The following is a 20,123-nucleotide window of genomic DNA, read 5'->3' as shown; positions in this document are numbered from 1 at the left end:
GTTCTGGCGCAAAAATACTTGACTAGAGATATAGAACGGAAATATCATGTTAACGAGGAGATTAAAGAACTTATCCAAATAATTTATGAATAAATTTAACTTCATTTTGGGCAGATTTCACCCTTTGGTGAAGTTGTCCTTTTTTCATCATATGCATTGCTTCGATGCCACTTAAAATTAAAGTAGCTGTAGGAAATGACTGCAATCTAACATAGAACGAACTCGCTTCTTGATAAAACGATGATCTTGTTCCACTATGTTATTCAAGTACTTTTGTTGTCTAAGTTGCATACCACCTGATTTTTTCCTTTTTCAACTGTTATAACACGAGGTTTTGAAACATGAAAAGGCTGTAAGGCTTTCTTGAAAAAGTACTTTGCAGCCTTCTGGTCTCTTGTTTTGCTTAGATGAAAATCGATTGTATTTCATTTCGAATCAACAGCACATACAGGTACATCTATTGACCTTTTACTTTGATATATGTTTCATCCACTCTCCAGGATTCATTTGTTTAAGGTGACGTTGGATTCGTTTGTCCAACTCAGGACCGTACTGATGAACCCAACGCATAATTGTTGTATGAGAAATGGATAAGCCCCGTTCCCCCATGATTTCCACTAAATCACGAAAACTAAGGTTATACCGTAGATACTATCTTATCGTTAACAAAATAATATCAGGCTGATAGCGCTTCCACTTGAATACATTTTCCTTTTCCATACCAATCACGCACCTTCTTTAGATTAGTAGTATCAGTATGTCCAAGATTTATAGATTTATTGCAATTGTCTTTAAGTTTTTGCACCATATCCCTAGTTTTTCACCACGTGGTTTACATAAAGCAGCATACTCATCCCCACAACAACTTAAAGTAGCTTTATACCCAAGGTTAATTTCACTAAGAGCTTTTATGTCAGTTAGATGCAAAGTACAAATGTAAACAAGGGTTGTTATACCTTCAAACGTTTCAAAACGTACTAATTCTGAACCATCGTCATATATACCTTGTAAAATCTTTACATCACCGCTCTCTGAATAGCCCTAATGTATTCCGCTGATCTATGCGATCACTCAATCTCTTTTCCATTGCTAATAGACTTGCTTGCTTCACCCTATTCAGTTCGGCTACCATAGCGCTATATTGTTCATGGAGCTGATACTGCAAATGATACGGCATTGGATTTGCTTCTTTCATTTCTTCTTTCTTATTGGCGATGCCATACTCCTTTACAATCAATTTAGCAGCCTTTTCTAAGGTCATGCCATCCTCTTTACTAAGCTCTACTAAGTGCTGAAGAAGTACCACATCAAACTCTGTATATTCTCTTCTTCCCCGAATATTCTTCCGTACCTCATACCCTTCTCGTTCAAGAACATCAGAGTATTTCCTAAGTGTGCTGCCACTCACCCCTAGACGGCTATAAACCTCATTTGCGGTATACACTATCTCCATTCCTGCCATAGCGCTACCCCACCTCCTATAAGGAAAATTCAATATGAACAGTCTAAAACCTCTAATAATAAATCAACGAGACTCGTACTGTCTTTGCTATGTTTTGTCGGAATAGAGGGGTTTTAAATCATAAGAAATCTTTCGTGATATTATTTGTCTCAAAAAAAATCATATTTTTTTAAAATTACTCTTAAAAAACAGGGAAAGAATTCTTATAATGCGCAACGTAGGCTTCTATTGAGCTAATTATATAAAAGGAGGATGTTTAACTATGAAAAAAACAAAGGGAAGAAAGAAAAAATTAGATGTAGAGATTCGTTTTTGGGGATTCGAGCTTTTCATTAAATACTTTGCTTAACAAAATATTTATATTCAAATTTTATTTGTAAAACCTCTTCGTAAAAGAACGTAGGTTCGTGTATAATAAGAACAAACGTTCTTTTATTTTAGGAGGAATCACGATGTATGACTATTCAATCCTACCGAATAGAATCATCTTATGTGTTGATTTACGAAGCTTTTATGCTTCAGTAAGTTGCATTAAAATGGGACTTGATCCAATGCATACAAAGTTGGCTGTAGTCGGCGATGTAAATAGAAATGGTTCAATCGTTCTTGCTGCAACACCACCCTTAAAAGCCCTGGGCGTAAAGAAGATGGCGAGGCTATATGAGATCCCTCGTCAAAAGGATATTCTTGTTGTGAATCCGATTATGGGAACATATATTAAATGCTCCAACTACATAACAAAATTAGCTTTACAATACGTTCCTATTGAGGATTTTCACCAATACAGCATAGATGAATTTTTTATGGACGTTACCGATAGTATTCATTTATTTGCTAACGCCCCATACGAATTTGCCTTGAAATTCAAACGTGAAATATATGAACATACACGCATTGAATGTACGATTGGAATTGGTCCGAACCCTTTAATGAGTAAGGTTGCTTTAGATATTGAAGCAAAGAAAAACAAAGACGGGATTGCTTTTTGGAAGTATGAAGATGTCCCTACAAAATTATGGAGCATACGACCTCTTAATAAGTTTTGGGGCATTTCGTACAAAACAGAAGAAAAGTTGAACCGAAAAGGAATACACTCAATCGAAGATTTAGCCAATTATCCTCTTAAATATTTAAAACAGAGTTTTGGCAAGATTGGGGAGGAATTGCACTTACATAGCAACGGCATTGACTTCAGCCGTATTTCGGAGAAATACGTTCCAGTTACAACTTCAATCGGAAAAAGCCAAATTCTAATGCGTGACTATACGATAGAAGAATTCCCGATTGTTCTACTTGAACACATTGAAGAAGTCTGTTATCGCCTTAGAAGACAAAACAAACTTGCTCAAACCGTTCAATTCTCTGTTGGTTATAGTAAGAGTTATAACGGTGGCATTAGAAAAACACATACTTTAAGTCGTCCGACTAACCTAACAATGGATATTTATAAGATTTGTACATACTTTTTGCATCAACAATATACTGGCGAACCGATCCGCAGCATAAACATTTCTCTAACGAATTTAATTCGAGAAGGGGAGGAACAAATTTCTCTTTTCGATAATGTCACGCAACGAGAACAAGAAGTAAAGCTCACAAAAGTAATGGATGAAATACGCACAAGGTTTGGGAAGAACAGCATTTTACGGGGGATTTCCTACACGCATAGCGCTACAGCTAGATACCGAAACACACTGATAGGGGGACATAAATCATGAATAACGCTAATATGCCAAAAGGGCGCGGAATGATAAAATGGGCACCGTTCGCAGCATTAACACCCCAATTTGACGGAATCCGTAAGATTATTAAGGAACAAAACAAAGTAACACGTCCAATTCTAACAACTGAAGAAAAGGCACGAATTGAAAACATGCTATTATGTTCGCTGCTTTCTGAAGAAGAAATACTAATTACATATTATGAAGACGGTTATTTACTCTCAGGTTATATGACCGTTGTTGATATTGACCCATTAAATAGTGCTGTTATATGTACGGATGCTTTTTATAATACGATGAAACTGCAATTCTCTAATATAATAGATATTAAATAAAATAAATTGATGTTATCAAGTTTAGACCATATAAAGGAGTGTAAAAATGCAAGGGAATCAGATAAGAAAGAACACAGCAGGAGCAGTTATTCATAATGATATTAATAACTATCCCTTTCTAAATATACCTATGATTATTAATGAAAAAGACGGAATGATTTACGAGGTTTTTAGCGTAGGTTTTCATGTTAATGATGCAGCAACGATGATAACAACAGACGGTTTTGCTACAACTAGGGTTAATACACCCATTGTAAAAGTTAAAAATACTGATGGTAGCTTTGAAGCGTATCGCTTACCCTTAGAACTGGAACATTGGGTGTTTTCTTGTTTACAAACTGCTTCAGCAGGAAAAAATCCATTTCCATGTAAAGTTGCTTTTGGAATCATTGACAATAAATTTTATGTAGAATTCAAATAAAAAAATACTTCATTTAATTATCTCAAAAGTAATTAAGAAAAATTAATCAAAAAATTATTCACTACATAAACATTTTTTAAATTTTCTAGGAATCAAAAAATAATCCATTTGTGTAGCGTTTTTTGATTCAGTTGACAACTTAAAGAACTTGAGATAATATAAACTCATAGTTTATTTTTAATGTGATGCATAAATTAATCAAATTTTGATTATAAATAATATTGGGACATAAGAGCCCGTTAAGCCTATGGACATATGAGCCATGTAAAAAGAAGTACCATTTTTGGTACTTCTTTTTTTATATAGAGAAATAATTTCTTAAACCCGAATGAACAACAAAGGTTTGTGAAAAGTTCGGATCATTACTTGCATCATCCCGATAACCCCAAGAGAAGTGGTAATTGTCAGAGTTTTTATGCTTCCACGAATTACCTATTACCCCCAATTTATACAGATGACCTATAGTTTCTTTCAAGTCTTCAATATTAGCATAATGCTCCTTTTTTTGTGTAAAATGAGCTTCTATTAAATCGTAAGTAAATGTTATCTTTTTCATATCATTTATCAGTTGCAAACCTTCTCGAAGCATTTCTCTATTCTTATGAATACTAATTTCATTTTGAAGCTCGTCATAAAACCATTTTGAATATTTTTGAGCACAATTCCTAAACGCCGCAGGATCAAAGTTAGTACCTTCAGGACTATCTTCTATTACTAAATTTAAGTGCCTGATAATATCCCTGGGGCGACCTAAACTATAATCTAAAAGATACACAATAGTATCTTTATTATTTATTTTTCTTGGGAATAACATTCTATATAGTTGAGCTTTATTCATAGAAGAATAAGGCTCTGCTGATTTTTGAACTTTATTCAAAATCATTTCCATTAATGGGTGTTCCTCACGTTTTTTAGACCTTTTTTCTATCCAATAAAGGTTTACTTCACTTTCGGTCACTAATTTATTTGAATTACTTGAGTGTTTATGTATTTCATCAATAATATCACTACGCAATAACACAACTATTTTAGTACTTTTTTTACTTAAAGATTTAAACATAATGTTTAAATCTTTAATAGTTTCAAGCATAGAGATTAAGGTTTGATAATGTTTAGAATCATCGCCAAACTTCTCATCTAATTCATCCAAATCGTCATAAATAAGTACAATTTCTTTTTCTTTTTCTTTTCTCAAACAGTTATAAAGCAACTCTTCCAACTGGCTTATTAATTCGAAATATTCCTTCGTTAAGTAATTAGTGGAGACTTGGGCTGTATTTTCGTGTGCTGCAGTTACGGCAAGCTCGCTTAACCCTTTCTTTTTCGCATCACCTTTTAATGAATTTTTTATTCCTAAGCTTTTATTTACATCCTTAACTTTAAATATATCGTCAGGATAGATATTTTTTAAAAATTGAGCTAACTTATATTCTGCTGTAAAAGGTATTTTTTTTCGTAGTCCTACTTTTTTATTTAAAGTATCGCTAATTTGATATAACAGTGTCCATTTCCAAAAAATAGATAGTTCTTCTGGCTTCATCTCACGAAATTGCGTATCTATTAATTTCCTTAATACATAATCATTTTTGGTGAAAATTTTACAATAGCTATCTGGCTTTTCATTAACCTTTTTATGGACGTACTTTGCTAATATTGTTTTACCTGTTCCTTTACGACCAGATATTATAAATTTCTCAGGGCGCATAATTTCATCGAATTTGCTATTTTTTGTGTAAAACAATTGCTCAAAGTCGCCACGAGAGGCTTCTGTCTCTCCATCTATACTTCCAATGAATAAATCTTTTAAAAGGACTTGATTAGTCAAAAGAACACCCCCCCATAAATATTATCACTGGAATATTATAGCATAGTAAATATGGATAAAAGAAATAACATATTATATAAATTATTAATCTCTTCTATTATTTTTAGGATAAAGAATATTCATTGCTTCTGCTGTTAAAATCCATTCTCCACGCTGCTTCTCTTCAGGTTTGTAGTATTTTAATTTACCTTCTCTAATCAATTCATCAACTAATTTACTATCTTTCCCCCTCTTCAACTTCATTCTCAATGCTTCTTGTGTAACCCCCCAACGATCACACGCTTCTCTAGGTGTCATAATTTCATCTAGCATAAATAACATCCAAACCGCCCCTTTCGTGACTTATAAGTAACATGCATTAAAAATATACGTCACTTATAAGTAACAAACAAGAGCCTACGACAAAAAAAAGACCCTATTTAGGGTCTTTTTTCCTAGCTTAATAGAAAATATTTCATTAAAATACGTACCACATGTAACGTAATATGTAACCCAGCCTTCAGACCAATCCTTGTCCATTTTTCAAGTACAAATGAAAACTTATTTCCAAATTTGATTGAAACCTTAGTTTTATTGAAATGACTCTTCTCACTTCCTCTCTTCATTTCTCTCATTCTGTTATAATTCTTACTTACTTTACTAGATTTTTTCTTTTTCATCCGAATCACCTCTTATATTTTTTTGGACATTATTTGAATGTCAAAATATAATAAGCAGTTCATTCCTATGAAATTCGCACTTATCATATCTACCTCGTACTAGAACGTTGCTATGTCTTGCACTATCAAATGACAAGTCAAAAATAATAGAAACAAATTCTAGAAAAGGCGTTTGAAAAATAACATCCATTCTATATTTGTTAATTCCCCATGCACTTGCATTTCACTAAAAATATGGAAAATATGTAATTAAAAGGTGTTACAAACAATAAAATACATTACAGTTCAAAAATCTAAATTCTTGAATGAGAATTTTATAGTTTAAGAGATTTTCACGCCCTATAGTTAGCTATAACAATAAATTCATCGAAGTATAATAAATTATATTTAGATATAAATAATACTTAATATGTAAGAATCCTACATTCTTCTCTATTAACCTCTACTTATAATTTTCATAATTCATTACGATATATATATTGTTTTAAATTATTTTGAGCGCAATAAGTAACTAGGATTTTTAGGGATTCACACCCCGATACCTCCCTTGTTTTATAAATCAACATAATTTTCAAACACTAACGCTTCACATATTAGAACTTGGTATATATTGGAATAGTCGTGGGCATATTGTTTATAACAATTGAAAAATGGAAGGGAGAAAAATAATGCCAATTTCAAAATTTTCTATAGTTAAGGAGATAATGCCAGTTAATTTTTCTATAGTTAAAGTGTTACCGAATCTTGATATTGAAACAATCAGTGCTGCTATTGAAATCGACAAGCATTGGAAGAATTTAAAAGGAGCGCCCGGTAAAGCAGTTTCTAAAATTGAAAAAGTTGGACATCCAAATAATACATCAGGAGAAGGGTATCGAATTAGATACAAATATGGTGCTATCTATTATAAAAGAGGGAAACAACCTGCGTGGGTATATGGAGATATTAATGCATACTATGAATCAACCGATAATGCTAATGGATGGTTAGGTTTCCCAACTTCAGATGAAGCACCGTTTGCACAAGAAGGAAGGGTAAGTACTTTTGAATTCGGCAATGTATATTGGTGGCCTGACACCGGAGCAATTGCTTTAAATGATGTTCAGGTTCATTATACAGGAATAGTGTGTTATGGTGAGACTGACTGGGATCAAGGATCTACTGAGGATGAGCCGTATGTAGTTTTAGGAGTAGTATCACCATCAAGTAATCTAACGTTTAGGAGCATAATTTATGATGATGTAGATGATGGAGAAGTAAGAACGGCAACAAATCTACCTTATCCCTACCAATCTTCTAGCATAGAAAGTATGCCTTGGGTTGAAATATTCAGGGGCAAACCACTTGGTATGAATATTAGCACTTTAATGATGGAACATGATTATGGTGACCCAAACGTTTACTATCAAGCTGTTGAGTATGGTGTCCGTCTTGCAATGGAAAAGCTTGTCGATGAAATTAGACAAAGGGATTTATTTGGGAAAGGGGAGGAAATAGCTGATGTTGCTGAATTCATACTACCAGAAATAGTGCCACTTATCGCAGTAGAAATAAATAAGTTACTTGATACAGACGATGATGTTCTTGGACATGAAACTTTACAAATTACCGCTAAACAAATGATTGTACTCGCTGCACGAGCAATTGATTCAAATGCTCGTGGAATACTTTATAAATTCGAATCAAAAATGTTTACCGGTGGTGGAGCACAATATAAAGTTTATTTTACTGTTCATCCTGTCGATGGACCGAAGAATAGTGCACCAGTAATAGTGAAATAAATTTAATGTCAGGCAACTCCAAAATACACTTAATATTATGTGCATTAACAATATAAATTAGTGTTCGACAGAAAATTTAAAATACAAGTTGCATATTAATTTTTTTAATGACCTTTTATTCAAATACAATTAGTAACAAAAAAGGAAATCTTTTTTAGATTTCCTTTTTTATATTACATTTTATAAGTATTATAAAAGAAGAATCGAATTGAAGATTCTTCTTTTTATGTGTACTAAAAGGTACACCTTTTGGAATGGTGTGAAATCGAATAAAAACAGTGTTCCAAAACATCATATTTACACTTTCGGAACATTCCATAATCAACATATACCTTTCGGTTCACTTTTGATATAATTGTAGCCAAATAGATTGGAAAAAGATTGTTTTTTAGGAAGGTTGAAATTATTATGACTAGCAAGAAATTTGGATATGTTCGTGTTTCAAGTAAAGATCAAAATGAGGAACGCCAAATTGTTAACATGAGAAATATTGGAATTGACGAACGGGATATTTTTATCGATAAAGAAACAGGAAGTAATATGCATAGAGAAAAATACCAAATAATGAAACACATGGTTCGCACTGGTGACACAATTGTCTTTGATTCATTAACAATGCTTGGAAGAACCATGAATGATATTTTAGAAGAGTTTAGATATTACGAGGAAAATAAGATAAATTTAGAATTTCTAAAAGAACCATTTATCAACGTAACTTATAATGGAAACGCCACAAATGATATTATTCAAAGTGCTGTACGAAAGGCAACTGCAACCATCCTATCAGCTTTTGCTGAAAAAGAGCGCCTAGATATCAAACAACGACAAGCTGAAGGAATCACTTTAGCAAAAGCTCAAGGGAAGCATTTAGGTAGACCACAGAAAGAAATTACACAAGAATTTAAAAATGCTTATAAAGAGTGGAAAGAGGGGAAAATCACAGCTAGAAACGCCATGGAAAAATCCAATATCCCATCCACTACATTTTATCGACTCGTTAAGAGATATGAGAACGAAAAAAAGGTGGATAACATTTATAATAGAAGGAACTAGAAAAACAAGCTTGAAATTCACTCAAAATAAGGATTTTAAATGGCACTAAACATTAAAAGTAGGGGAGACTGTATTCATGCAAGAAATCCAAGACACAATACAAGGCTTCTCCTCTTATTTATTAAGTAAGGGAAGAAAACCTTCAACTATTAAACGATATATTTATGATGTAGAAAGTTTTATTCAATGGCTGCATCTATCAAAAAAGGTTAACGAGAATAATGTTTGGGAATCACTACACAAAAAAGATTTCGAAGCTTTTTTACTTATTTAAAAAACAATCGTAAGTACTCTGATAAAACTATACACCGCATATATATTGTTTTAAATAGGTTGTACGAATACTTAGATTTACCAAGCCCCATTGAAGGAGTTATTCAGATAGATCCACCTGATCGAACGCTACGTAGGGAGGATTTTGTTTCTTTCCAGGAAGGGAAGCGCTTAAAAGAAGTCATTTCTTCACTAGAAGGCCTTACAGAAAAACAACGATTAACACGCCCATTGATCTTAGAGCGAAATATTTCTACCATTACATTACTCCTGAATTATGGCCTCTCTTTAAAAGAGCTTGCTTCTTTACGAATGGTGCACGTTCATTTCGAAAGTAACACTTTATCGATTCCTGAAGACTCAAAAGTGAATAGAACCATCCATTTGAAGGAAGAAGATAAACTACACTTATACAATTACTATAAAACTATTCCTGAACCTGTACGCCCTAAATATCACAGTAATGATGCCTTATTTGTTGCTTTTGACTTTACTCGTAGGACATATCATTGGAGCTATGACGATAATCAACCAAAATTTTTAAGTGAAATCTCTGTTCAAAAAATGATTCGTTTAGAAGTAAAACGAGCTAATCTTCGAAAAGGGATTTCTGCTCAGCATTTTCGAAATTCCTATATTTTAAGAAACATTGAAAACAATAATACGCCTGAACAAATCATGCAGCAAATAGGATTTATATCTAATTTATCCTTAAAAAGATATTACGATTACTTATAAACGAGCCACAGTAAATACAGACTCACACTCTTCACTTAATATATAATTTTTACACATCTACAAAAAAGTGATAAATTAAATGAAAATAAAGGTTTAATAATGAAAAAAAATGAGGAATCATATTATATCCATCAATATACTTTACGAGATAGGACTACTAAATCTATCAAAATCGAATCCTGGGTATAAAAGACAGTGACATCTTTCAAATTCAAATGATAAAAATAGATTCAAACCAAAAGTAACATAGCGCTATATTACAGATTTTATGACAAAACTCAAATTTGATTACAATAGACAAAATAGAAAAGAGCTTCAAACAGAAGCTCTTTTAAGCGTTTTACCCCTCTATTACACCAACACATACTTGTAAAAATAAATACCAACAGAATATGCCCCATAATCGACACTGTCGGGCTTATTGTTTCTTCACAACTCCACCCATATAACTACAAAGTCATGATATATATCAGAAGTTAAAATTATCTATTCTACTAATATTAATTCTTCTTTTCATTCTCCAATTCATGAGTGCGATGTCCTCGTGCAACGCATCTTTAACAGAAATTTCAGTGTATTTAAATAATCTATTATCCAATTCCACTATTTCTTGTAACAAGGCGAATAATTCATCGAAACAATCGTTATGAATTGAATCTCCCGTTTGTTTATAGGGTTTGAAATTACTATCTGTAATCTCCTCCACATCATTTAACTTTTTAATAAATATATCTATGTTTCCTTGATTAACAATAAATTTTCCAAAAGCGAATAACACTTCAGCTGTATCCAGAAAACTATACTTATCAAACAAATTATAAAGTTTTATTATTGCTATTGACTGCTTTACTTCTTCCTCAAGTTTACTAGACAAAATCTTTAAATCTTTACTTATTATTAAATAATCAGTAAAAAATTGTTCAAAGGCATTTAAATAACTATCGAATTTCCTATAATCCAAAAAATCTCTTCTTGGGTCATCATCATCATCATCTGAATTAGCAATCATCTCTAACGTTTTAGTTTCTTCATATATTCTGATAAAATCAGAATTTGCGTACTGAATATTTTCTTCTACTGAGGTAATAATACTAGCAAAAATCAGATCTGGATCGGGATTAATACTCCGATTAATCTTACTAATTTTAGAACCCTCAGCTTCAATATACTTAATTATTTTAAACACTAACGGCGAATAAAACTTTTGATATTTCTCTTTTTTATATTTTTGATCCTCTCTTTTACCAGTTAAACGATGTGAAACATATTGTGCTGTTGATGCTGCACCAAATGCTCCCCCAATTGAGAATATTATTGTCCAATCAATCTCCATGAATAATCCCCTTTTGTCTATAATTTATATTTCTACTTTACCATTAATCCTTTAACCTTTCCTAGTCCTGATATATCTTCATCATGTTTGTTTTCACCATTTAGAAACACTGAAATATTAAAACCAACCGACCACAGCATACACACTTATAGATTTAGTTAAAAAAGTTTAAGAAATAAGCTTCAATAAATAATTATGAATATTACTAAGGGATAAGGGAATTAATAAATTTGGATAGAAAGTGATACCCAAATTATTAGCAATATAAATTTTGAGATAGTTTTAGACAACTTAATATTTGGGAATTTAATATCCTTATATTCTTTAAAAGGAGAGATGTATAAATGGTTAGAGAATGTGAATCTGCTCATTGTAGTGGTGCAGACGCAGAAATCAATGAGGTATGTAAACAAGAAGGCTGGGCTATCGGGCATCCCGTATTAACAAGAGATAGTCAAGGAATCTGTACTTGTAAGTGTTCTTGTTTTGCTTTAAATACTCCCATCTTCATCTCAGAAAATGAAATTAAAGCTATTCAGGAGATACAAGAGGGAGATTACGTCTATGCAGCTGGATTGGATTTAAAATGGCATCAAAAAAAAGTAGTATTTAGTCAAGGGACAATAGGTAAAAGCAGGCAACCATTAACAGTTTATATTGATTATGGAGATAATCAACACTTCATTGTTACTCCGGATTCCTTATTTTTAATGGAAAATAAAAAGTTAAAAAGAGCAGATAAATTAACTCCAGAAGATTATTTGATCGATCAAAATGGTAATAAGGTGAAAATTAATGGTGTGGATATAGGAGATTTCTATGGAGGGTTTCATCATATTGCAACAGCTACAGAAAAACCTTCAAGCAATCTAGAAGGTCATTTAATTCTAGCAAATGGCATAGTTTGTGGAGATTATAATTTACAGATTTATTATCAGAGTCAAGAAGCTCTTAATACTGATAATTTTGTAGAAACAAATGATCTAACTGTGGGTACAAAAGAGTATAAAAATAAATATGGAACAGTAGATAAAATTAATGATGATTTGTTTATTCCATCACATAAAAATCAAATTATAGAACCGCCTTCTCATGCATCAACTTTCCTTGCAGATGACGATGCAAGTAGATATAAGAAAACTGGATCTTTTAGAGGTTTCACTGATCCTAATTCCAGAGCCTGGGCAGAATATCTCATTAAACAATATGAAGCATACTACCCGGACATCAATTTCCTTTTAGATTGGGATAGTGAAGTGGTTAATGCATTCGCTTGGATAGATAGTGGAAAAAGATATGTACAACTAAAAGGTGGACTTGTAAGAAGTAAAGAATTAGAAATTGAAGGTATTGCACTGGTTTTAGCACATGAAATAGGTCATCATTATGGAGGAGATCCTGTTTCTTCTAATGGGCTCTCATGTGAAGGACAAGCTGATTTTTATGGAGCCAGAGATGTAATGAGACGTGTATGGTTTGGAGAATTTTATATAAATATAATGGAAAAAGCTATTGAACAATTAAGTGAATTTTTCAAAGTCGCGTATACTCCAGGTGAAGAAGCAGGTTTTTCTTGTGCACATCCCCCAGGTCCTTGCAGAATAGAAACCTATAATGCTGCCGTTGATTTAAAACCTAAACCTGATTGTGCAAAATAAAATTTGATATTGTAGAGCCATTTTGGATTACTACTTCAAAATAGCTCTACAGTATACTCAGAGCAAGTTAAACAATACATACGATTAATAAGGGTGGATTTAAAAATGTTAAGAGAGAGTACTACATTTGAATTAGAACCATACACAATGAAATTCAAAAAATTAATTGGTATTAAAAGACCGTTAGGGAATGATGTATTATTTTCTTCCGTCTTAGATCATACCTATTTAAATAACCTTATTATAAGTAAAGATACTCCATTTCTTCTAAACTGTTTAGTCAATAATCCTTCTTTGAAGGTAAAAGATATTGTTTTCGATTTAGAAGAATTTTTAGAAAAAACTAATGGAGTGCTTAAAAAAATAGAAGAGAACCGATATTATTTTGAGAAAAAAAGAAAGTTCCAAAAAAAATATAAAGACTATCTATATACCGAAATAAATAGCACTACTGAGAATAATGACACTACGTCAAAAAAATGTAATTCTTGTTTAGATATAGATCCACAGGATTTTAGAGAGGTTTATTTAGACTATAACGCAACAACCTATTTAAGACCTGAGGTTAAAAAACTGTTAAAAGAAGAATATAATAGAAATGAGGATTTTGAAAATCCAAGTAGTAACACAGTACAAGGTAAGTATTTAACTGATCGAATAATGAAAGCAAAAAAGCAAATTGCATCAAATTTATTTGTAGAACCAGAAGAGATTATTTTCACCAGTTCTGGTTCTGAGTCAAATAACCTCGCGCTAAAAGGCATAGCATTTAACAGGCTTAAGAGAGGCGGACATATAATTACAAGTAAAATTGAGCATAATTCAATATTAGAAACAATGAAGTATTTGGAAACTTTAGGGTTCGAAGTAACCTATTTGGATGTTAATAAAGAGGGAAAAATATCCCCAGACTCAGTTGAAAAAGCTATTAATAAGAACACATTCCTTGTGTCTATTATGGCAGTTAATAATGAAATAGGGACAATTAACTCAATAAGCGAAATTGGTTATATTTGCAAAAAAAATAATATTTATTTCATGGTTGATGCTGTTCAAGCTTTTGGGAAAATATATTTAAATCCTAAAAAAATGGGGATATCATTACTTTCATTTTCTGGACATAAAATATATGCACCAAAAGGCATAGGCGGGCTTTATATTGAAAATGGTCTCTCTTTAGTACCACAAATTCATGGCGGTGGACATGAATTTGGCCTTCGTTCAGGAACGGAAAACATTACTTCAATTCTTGCTTTAGCAAAAGCTTCAGAATTAGCTCATGATGAAATGGAAAGTGAAAACAAAAGAATAACGAGCTTAAGAAACTTTTTTTTAGAGAATCTTATACAAATAGATCCTGAATTAATCATAAATGGTTCATTAGACGCACGAATTCCGAACAATTTAAATATAGGTTTCCATAGAGTAGATAGTGGAGCTCTTTTAAAAAATTTAAATAAACTTGGTATAAGTGTTTCAACTAGTTCTGCTTGTAGTTCTAGAAGAAACAAAACATCCCACGTTCTAAAAGCAATAGGTTCTGATACAACTAATTATGGTTCAATTCGATTTAGCTTTGGTTTAAACACTAAGCAGAAGAATTTAGAATATGTTTTAGAACAGTTATCTAAAATAATACCATTGTTAAAAGAAACTGATTAAAAAGCCGTCGTCTTAACAAACCAAACAATTGAATCATTATAACAGTTAACTCCCTTACTAAATAATAAAAGTGGCAACATAGCGCTATGTTGTCACTTTAACGAAAAGAATTGTGTTATAATATTTACTGAACATATGAATAGGATAACAACTACCTGCTTTTGGCAAGTAGCAATTGATCTAATAAAAAGATCACCTGTTTCTAAGACAAGTGATCTTTTTATATACATTTCTAATTATCTAGTTTTTTGACTATTTTATTAACCTTTGTTTAAAATTAAACTTTTATTTAATAGTTTCGACTTCAGCTTCTTCTTTTTCTAAATCTTCTAGTAAGAAATCTAATTCTATTATTGTAGATAGAGCATTAAATAATCTCAAAGCGTCTACTTGTTTCCAATTACATGGATAATCTCTTCCATGCAATACCCAATCTCGATTTATAATCGGCAAGCGAGCTGGTCTTTTATCGAAATTCCCACTTTTAAATACACAATTTAAATACTCTGCAACAGAAATGTAGCATATTATATATGTCCTATCGGTTTCGACTTCTTTCTTTACTTTTTTATATTGATCTCTTAGAGGTGGTTTTCTTTTTTGATTTGGATTTAAATATTTTTGATATCTTGGTGAAATGAGAATATGGGAGATGTTTTCAATAATAATAAATAGATTAGGAATAACAATTAAATAATTGCCATTTTCATAACTCTCAAAGCATTGTGTGAGGAGCACTTCCCACTCTTTAGTCAATTCATGTTCAAGAATTTGTGTTTTTATAAATTGAAATTCTTCTTCTTTTGAGTAAAACGATAAGAAAGTTGAGTCTAATTCATCTTGACCTTCGATTTCTGATATCCCAATAGTTTCTCCTGGAGTCATGTTCATTGGGAGAGTCCATCCTCTTCTCCCTAAACTTTCAGCGGATTTCTTTTCTTTCCTCTCAAACTCTTCCCAATCTATATCAATTACAGGTCGTAAGGAGACGTTAATTGATTCTAACAAATGCGTACTTAGTTCTGCAATTTTCTGGAGTGCTTCCTGCATTTGTTTATTCGCATTAATCCCTTGCGGAAAAAACTTATGTTTGTTCTTGATTAGAAAATCATTATTAATTTGATGTTTCCTCTCTTCCATTTCTGCATTTTCTCCCCTTTGTATAAAATATAGTTTTTATTTAACAATTATCTCTTCTGTAACGAGGTTTGAGTACACATTGCAGGGCGCCTTCAATTGCGATTCTTCTATGATAGTCTACACATTCAGTCCAATATATTCGTACATCGCCTTGAATTGATTTAAAGAAAATATTTCTAGGCCTTATGTTTTCCTCATAAAGCTTTTTAACATGTTCATGCAATCTATCACGTATCCAACCTTCACCAACATATAAAACTTCTTCAGTAATAGGGTCAACAAATATATATAATCCTCGTTTATTCTTAGGAACAAATTTCCCTATCTTCTTTCTAAGAGGTAGATCATTGGTGTGCTTTTCTTTTTCATTATATTTATAATTCATTTCAAAATTGAGCCAGTATGGATTTGATTCAAGTGGTAATAGCGAATTGTTTACTAGAACAGCTTTAAGACTATTATCAAATTTATCATCGTCTAACATATGAACTACTCCTTTAAATAAGACGAATTTCCTTTATTATATATAATCACATCCAATGTATAAAATTAATTATTTATCCATCCCCTTTTGATTGTAGATAACATATTATTTAGTATTCTATTCATTTCTTCTACTACAATTTTACTATTAGGCATTAATATATTAAAACCTATTACTTTTTTCTTTTTGGTATGTTCCCAACCACCTACAATAGCTTCAACCTGGTAATGGTCCTGTATTTCATATATTAATGAATATAATAAATTTTGTTCGTTAGATAAGAAATAACGGTCGTTCACCATCAAGTATTTATCTCTAGAATGTTTATCTTTAGATTGAGAAGAACTTTTATAAGATATATCAATTAATTCTTCTCGGCTAGATTCAATACTCATATAGGATTTAGCTTCAACACTATTCATTTTTTTATAAATTTCTCCATTAATATAGTAACGGTAATTTATATTCTTTATTGCTTCCTCGACCTCAGAAATTGCTTGTTGTTTGTATTGAAGCAATATTTCATCTGTTAAGTCTTCTCTAGCTATATCAATCAATTCATCTTTAAATATGTTGTAACTAATATCAGCTGCAGACGATGAAATTTTTGAAGATATATAATCAACATACTTAGAAATAGAAGCATCAGATACCTCGAATATGAATTCACTATTCTTTCTGGTTGGAATTACTTCTATAAACGGTATATCTTCTTCATCAAAATATTGAACTTTCACATCTTCGTTTGCATGTGTTACATAAACCTCTATTACAAAAGGTTGAGAATTGTCATATTCGTCTTTTACCACAATGTCAGCTATAGAATCCCCTACCCATTGCTCAACTTTTGCAATACTCTTTTTGTAGAACTTCAACATTTCTAATAATGATATTTCGTAAGAATCTATATTAATGGCCCTTAAAAATACTTTGTATTTCTTTTTAAAATAACTCAAATCAATTTTAAGCTTTATGTCTTCTTCTTTATTTATCTTATTAACAAGAAAATGCTTCGCTTCGAAATGTAAGAGGGTTTCACGAGATATAGTACAATTGCTTCCAGGTTTATGACTAAAGTGATGTTCTCTTTTATTCCCTTTTTTAAAAATTACGTCTTCATGACAGTGTGGACACCTATAATTAATATTTTTATATAGTCTATCTTCAATATGTACGATATTCGTTCCACACAAGGCGAAGTTAAGTTTTACACTCACCCAGACGCACTCCCTTTCTATAAAGTAAATTTATATATCATAATATCACTATAAATAATACCATATACTTCTTTTTCTAACTTTCTATGCTCTTGCATATCCCTATACAAAAAGGGGCTCATGGACTAAAATACAAGTTATGGAAGCTATTATTTCAATCCCTAGAACCTATCATTTTTAGTTACATATGAGATTTTTATAAAAAACTTTAATCAAAACGGTACATGTTTTTTATAAACAGTTAAGCTTTGTTATAAACGATTAAACTTTATTTCAAATCCACAATGGTACCACTAAATCTATTAAAATTGAATCTTGGTGCTCACTAAAAGCTGAAATGCAAGTATTAGGTATAACGGATAGTGATATTTTCCAAATCCAAATGATTGAAATAGAGAAAAACAAAAAATAATCTACTGTTATAATTATAATCGTAACAAATGAAAAACAAGAGATTGAATTATACAATCTCTTGTTAGCTTAAAATTTTATAAAGTAATACACAATTTAGTTTCTTTGTATAATTACTAATTTATAATTTCCTCCATGTTTTACAAGCGGATAAAACACTCTCCTTCATGGCATTTGTAATATTTAATCTATCATTTAAAAAATCATTTCTAAGGTCAGTCGCTTCCTTGTATGCTTTTTGAGATGCTTGAATAAATTCGGGAGCTTTTTTTCCTTCCTCATTAAGGGTAACACTCCACATTCCAAAATGCTCCCAATAATACCATTTAGGATTAGTCAATTCAAATGTTAAGGAATAATTATGAAGACTCTGATCTTCACCAGTATGCCAAAGATCATAAAAAACATATGCGAAACTTAGTTTTGGTATATCTGAATCAGAATGCTTAGGGCTTATCATATAAGGTTCGCTATCTGATTTTGCAAAAAAAGGGGAATGAGTTACACCACTCACACTAACTCTTGCAAAATCATTTAACCGCTCACTACGTGGTTCACACCAATCGGCATATTCTCTTCCTAAGCGTTTTAGTGTATCTTTATATCCAGAATAATCATGTTGCTCATCCTTGTATTCAGAAAGAGCCTTTACAGCCATAAGATGTAAGGTACAAATATAATTTTCAGTAACTATACTCTCAAAGGTATCAAAATTTCTCAGGCGATAAATTAAATTAGAACCTTCATTAAATACGGATTGTAGAATGGTTACATCACGTGAATCAGGATAAGCTGCTAATCGACTAGCAATACTATTACAATCAGCTACATATTCATTTATAAAGGCTTGATCTACGACTTTTTTTACTCTATCACAAATTTCCCCAACTGCTTGACTCAAGAGCTTTTCCGTGTTGTTACTATCTGGAAACATTCCTTTGATTACTACTTCAGCAACTGAAGAACCAAAACCACTAGCACCAGCTTCCATAATTCTTTGCCAATTTAAACCTTCAATAATAGATGGCATATAAATTACCTCCATAAACACTGTAATTATTAATAGTATTTATTTACATATGAAAAATATGTAGACCTTCTGGTTTCTTAGATAAATAAAATATTAAAATCCAAATAAAAAAGCGCTATAACGTTATGTTATAGCGCTTTTTAAATTATATATTTAGTCTAAATGCCCCTGCTCTATTGCGCAGATATCACAGATTAGATTGTTATATGCCCCTTCCATGAAACCTTCCCCACAATACTCACATGTATAACGTTCTTCATAACCTCCCTCATATTCTTCGCACGCTTCATATTCTTCCATATTACACATGTGTACATTTACACATTTACACATGTGTAAAATCAGTTAGAAAGTTGTAGCCAAAAATACAAAAGAATTAAATAAAACATGTGCTATTATTGGTGCTTTTATATCCCTAGTTTTTTCATAACTCCATGCATATAAACAACCATTTACAAAGTAAGGGAAGAAGAACCAATCAAAATGCACGGCTGCAAAGATACCATTAGCGATGATAATTGCTGTTGTACGATTAATCCGCTCAAATAGTGTTCCTATTCCTAAAGGCAGAAACCTTCTAAAAATCCATTCCTCAATCACAGGTGCTATTAATAGCGGGACAATTAGATAGAAGATATTCAATTCTACTTTTGCATTTACCTGTTCTGCATTGCCTGTATCAATTCCAAAATAGCCCTTTATATAGGAAAAAAAGAGACTGGACACAATAGCTAGTCCAGTCGTCATTAACACCCATTTTCCCTTTTCTACTACTCTTTTTACATTCAACTTTCTTCTCCCCTTACGTATTACGGTTCTATATTTCGAAATAAAAATGCACTTCTTAATACATTAAAACTTCCTAACTCAAAAACATTTAATCTATATGCGGAGGTATATCGCCCAAAATCAATCTACAT

Annotated in this window: 16 protein-coding genes and 3 pseudogenes; 8 read left to right on the top strand and 11 right to left on the bottom strand. The window is 31.7% G+C overall.

Annotated elements, in window-relative coordinates:
• Positions 1-70 precede the first annotated feature (70 nt).
• Positions 71-720 (bottom strand): annotated as a pseudogene (locus tag DN399_RS27475) (IS6 family transposase).
• Positions 721-1,042: 322 nt separating this feature from the next.
• Positions 1,043-1,462, bottom strand: a pseudogene (locus DN399_RS27465) (MerR family transcriptional regulator); the annotation flags it as partial.
• A 452-nt stretch (positions 1,463-1,914) separates the two neighbouring features.
• On the opposite strand from DN399_RS27465, the gene DN399_RS27460 reads away from it, so the two are divergent.
• The 3 genes from DN399_RS27460 to DN399_RS27450 are packed head-to-tail and all read left to right on the top strand — an operon-like array spanning position 1,915 to position 3,939.
• Positions 1,915-3,180 carry a Y-family DNA polymerase gene (locus DN399_RS27460; protein WP_149150170.1) on the top strand — a complete coding sequence of 422 codons (1,266 nt, stop codon included), beginning with the start codon at positions 1,915-1,917 and terminating at the stop codon, positions 3,178-3,180.
• Positions 3,177-3,518 carry a YolD-like family protein gene (locus tag DN399_RS27455; protein WP_149150169.1) on the top strand — a complete coding sequence of 114 codons (342 nt, stop codon included), beginning with the start codon at positions 3,177-3,179 and terminating at the stop codon, positions 3,516-3,518. The genes DN399_RS27460 and DN399_RS27455 overlap by 4 nt, the downstream gene beginning before the upstream one ends.
• A gap of 46 nt (positions 3,519-3,564) precedes the next feature.
• Positions 3,565-3,939, top strand: coding sequence for a hypothetical protein (locus DN399_RS27450; protein ID WP_149150168.1), 375 nt, complete (start codon positions 3,565-3,567; stop codon positions 3,937-3,939).
• 298 nt (positions 3,940-4,237) lie between these two features.
• On the opposite strand, the gene DN399_RS27445 is transcribed toward DN399_RS27450, so the two are convergent.
• From DN399_RS27445 to DN399_RS27435, 3 genes are all read right to left on the bottom strand, one after another.
• On the bottom strand, positions 4,238-5,764 hold the full coding sequence (locus tag DN399_RS27445) for a P-loop ATPase, Sll1717 family (protein WP_149150167.1): 1,527 nt from the start codon (positions 5,762-5,764) through the stop codon (positions 4,238-4,240).
• An 84-nt stretch (positions 5,765-5,848) separates the two neighbouring features.
• On the bottom strand, positions 5,849-6,085 hold the full coding sequence (locus tag DN399_RS27440; RefSeq protein WP_149150166.1) for a helix-turn-helix domain-containing protein: 237 nt from the start codon (positions 6,083-6,085) through the stop codon (positions 5,849-5,851).
• A gap of 113 nt (positions 6,086-6,198) precedes the next feature.
• Positions 6,199-6,423 carry a hypothetical protein gene (locus DN399_RS27435; protein ID WP_149150165.1) on the bottom strand — a complete coding sequence of 75 codons (225 nt, stop codon included), beginning with the start codon at positions 6,421-6,423 and terminating at the stop codon, positions 6,199-6,201.
• Between the two features lie 668 nt (positions 6,424-7,091).
• Here DN399_RS27435 and DN399_RS27430 point away from each other — a divergent pair.
• The 3 genes and pseudogenes from DN399_RS27430 to DN399_RS27420 all read left to right on the top strand — a co-directional run bounded on the left by DN399_RS27430 (position 7,092) and on the right by DN399_RS27420 (position 10,314).
• Positions 7,092-8,204, top strand: a complete 1,113-nt coding sequence (locus tag DN399_RS27430; protein WP_179953542.1) for an LGFP repeat-containing protein — start codon at positions 7,092-7,094, stop codon at positions 8,202-8,204.
• Positions 8,205-8,612: 408 nt separating this feature from the next.
• The gene (locus DN399_RS27425; protein ID WP_149150163.1) at positions 8,613-9,257 is read left to right on the top strand and encodes a recombinase family protein; all 645 of its coding nucleotides are present in this window, start codon (positions 8,613-8,615) and stop codon (positions 9,255-9,257) included.
• Positions 9,258-9,333: 76 nt separating this feature from the next.
• A pseudogene (locus DN399_RS27420) lies at positions 9,334-10,314 on the top strand (tyrosine-type recombinase/integrase).
• A gap of 423 nt (positions 10,315-10,737) precedes the next feature.
• On the opposite strand, the gene DN399_RS27415 reads toward DN399_RS27420, so the two are convergent.
• The gene (locus DN399_RS27415; RefSeq protein ID WP_149150162.1) at positions 10,738-11,601 is read right to left on the bottom strand and encodes a hypothetical protein; all 864 of its coding nucleotides are present in this window, start codon (positions 11,599-11,601) and stop codon (positions 10,738-10,740) included.
• A gap of 344 nt (positions 11,602-11,945) precedes the next feature.
• Here DN399_RS27415 and DN399_RS27410 point away from each other — a divergent pair, with 344 nt between their 5' ends.
• Both DN399_RS27410 and DN399_RS27405 read left to right on the top strand, forming a co-directional pair.
• Positions 11,946-13,259 carry a M48 family metalloprotease gene (locus tag DN399_RS27410; RefSeq protein WP_149150161.1) on the top strand — a complete coding sequence of 438 codons (1,314 nt, stop codon included), beginning with the start codon at positions 11,946-11,948 and terminating at the stop codon, positions 13,257-13,259.
• 105 nt (positions 13,260-13,364) lie between these two features.
• Positions 13,365-14,921: a cysteine desulfurase family protein gene (locus DN399_RS27405; protein WP_149150160.1), complete on the top strand. Its 1,557-nt coding sequence runs from the start codon at positions 13,365-13,367 to the stop codon at positions 14,919-14,921.
• Positions 14,922-15,206: 285 nt separating this feature from the next.
• On the opposite strand, the gene DN399_RS27400 is transcribed toward DN399_RS27405, so the two are convergent.
• The 5 genes from DN399_RS27400 to DN399_RS27380 form a co-directional block, all read right to left on the bottom strand.
• Positions 15,207-16,061 (bottom strand): hypothetical protein, encoded by an 855-nt coding sequence (locus DN399_RS27400; RefSeq protein WP_149150159.1) that lies wholly within the window; start codon positions 16,059-16,061, stop codon positions 15,207-15,209.
• Between the two features lie 40 nt (positions 16,062-16,101).
• Positions 16,102-16,545, bottom strand: coding sequence for a GIY-YIG nuclease family protein (locus tag DN399_RS27395; protein WP_149150158.1), 444 nt, complete (start codon positions 16,543-16,545; stop codon positions 16,102-16,104).
• 65 nt (positions 16,546-16,610) lie between these two features.
• Positions 16,611-17,762 (bottom strand): competence protein CoiA family protein, encoded by a 1,152-nt coding sequence (locus DN399_RS27390; RefSeq protein ID WP_149150157.1) that lies wholly within the window; start codon positions 17,760-17,762, stop codon positions 16,611-16,613.
• Positions 17,763-18,294: 532 nt separating this feature from the next.
• Positions 18,295-19,203 carry a hypothetical protein gene (locus DN399_RS27385; protein ID WP_149150156.1) on the bottom strand — a complete coding sequence of 303 codons (909 nt, stop codon included), beginning with the start codon at positions 19,201-19,203 and terminating at the stop codon, positions 18,295-18,297.
• A 345-nt stretch (positions 19,204-19,548) separates the two neighbouring features.
• Positions 19,549-19,992: a CPBP family intramembrane glutamic endopeptidase gene (locus tag DN399_RS27380; protein WP_149150155.1), complete on the bottom strand. Its 444-nt coding sequence runs from the start codon at positions 19,990-19,992 to the stop codon at positions 19,549-19,551.
• Between the last annotated feature and the right edge of the window lie 131 nt (positions 19,993-20,123).

This window comes from Bacillus sp. AR4-2, assembly GCF_008274865.1.
GTDB lineage: Bacteria > Bacillota > Bacilli > Bacillales > Bacillaceae_G > Bacillus_A > Bacillus_A cereus.
Note: the sequence above shows the minus strand (reverse complement) of the source record. Positions and strands in the feature narration are given on the sequence as shown.

Coding starts and splice junctions, on each gene's coding strand:
- DN399_RS27460 (WP_149150170.1), top strand. CDS start 1,915: ATGTATGACTATTCAATCCTACCGAATAGAATCATCTTATGTGTTGAT.
- DN399_RS27455 (WP_149150169.1), top strand. CDS start 3,177: ATGAATAACGCTAATATGCCAAAAGGGCGCGGAATGATAAAATGGGCA.
- DN399_RS27450 (WP_149150168.1), top strand. CDS start 3,565: ATGCAAGGGAATCAGATAAGAAAGAACACAGCAGGAGCAGTTATTCAT.
- DN399_RS27440 (WP_149150166.1), bottom strand. CDS start 6,085: ATGTTATTTATGCTAGATGAAATTATGACACCTAGAGAAGCGTGTGAT.
- DN399_RS27435 (WP_149150165.1), bottom strand. CDS start 6,423: ATGAAAAAGAAAAAATCTAGTAAAGTAAGTAAGAATTATAACAGAATG.
- DN399_RS27430 (WP_179953542.1), top strand. CDS start 7,092: ATGCCAATTTCAAAATTTTCTATAGTTAAGGAGATAATGCCAGTTAAT.
- DN399_RS27425 (WP_149150163.1), top strand. CDS start 8,613: ATGACTAGCAAGAAATTTGGATATGTTCGTGTTTCAAGTAAAGATCAA.
- DN399_RS27415 (WP_149150162.1), bottom strand. CDS start 11,601: ATGGAGATTGATTGGACAATAATATTCTCAATTGGGGGAGCATTTGGT.
- DN399_RS27410 (WP_149150161.1), top strand. CDS start 11,946: ATGGTTAGAGAATGTGAATCTGCTCATTGTAGTGGTGCAGACGCAGAA.
- DN399_RS27405 (WP_149150160.1), top strand. CDS start 13,365: ATGTTAAGAGAGAGTACTACATTTGAATTAGAACCATACACAATGAAA.
- DN399_RS27400 (WP_149150159.1), bottom strand. CDS start 16,061: ATGGAAGAGAGGAAACATCAAATTAATAATGATTTTCTAATCAAGAAC.
- DN399_RS27395 (WP_149150158.1), bottom strand. CDS start 16,545: ATGTTAGACGATGATAAATTTGATAATAGTCTTAAAGCTGTTCTAGTA.
- DN399_RS27385 (WP_149150156.1), bottom strand. CDS start 19,203: ATGCCATCTATTATTGAAGGTTTAAATTGGCAAAGAATTATGGAAGCT.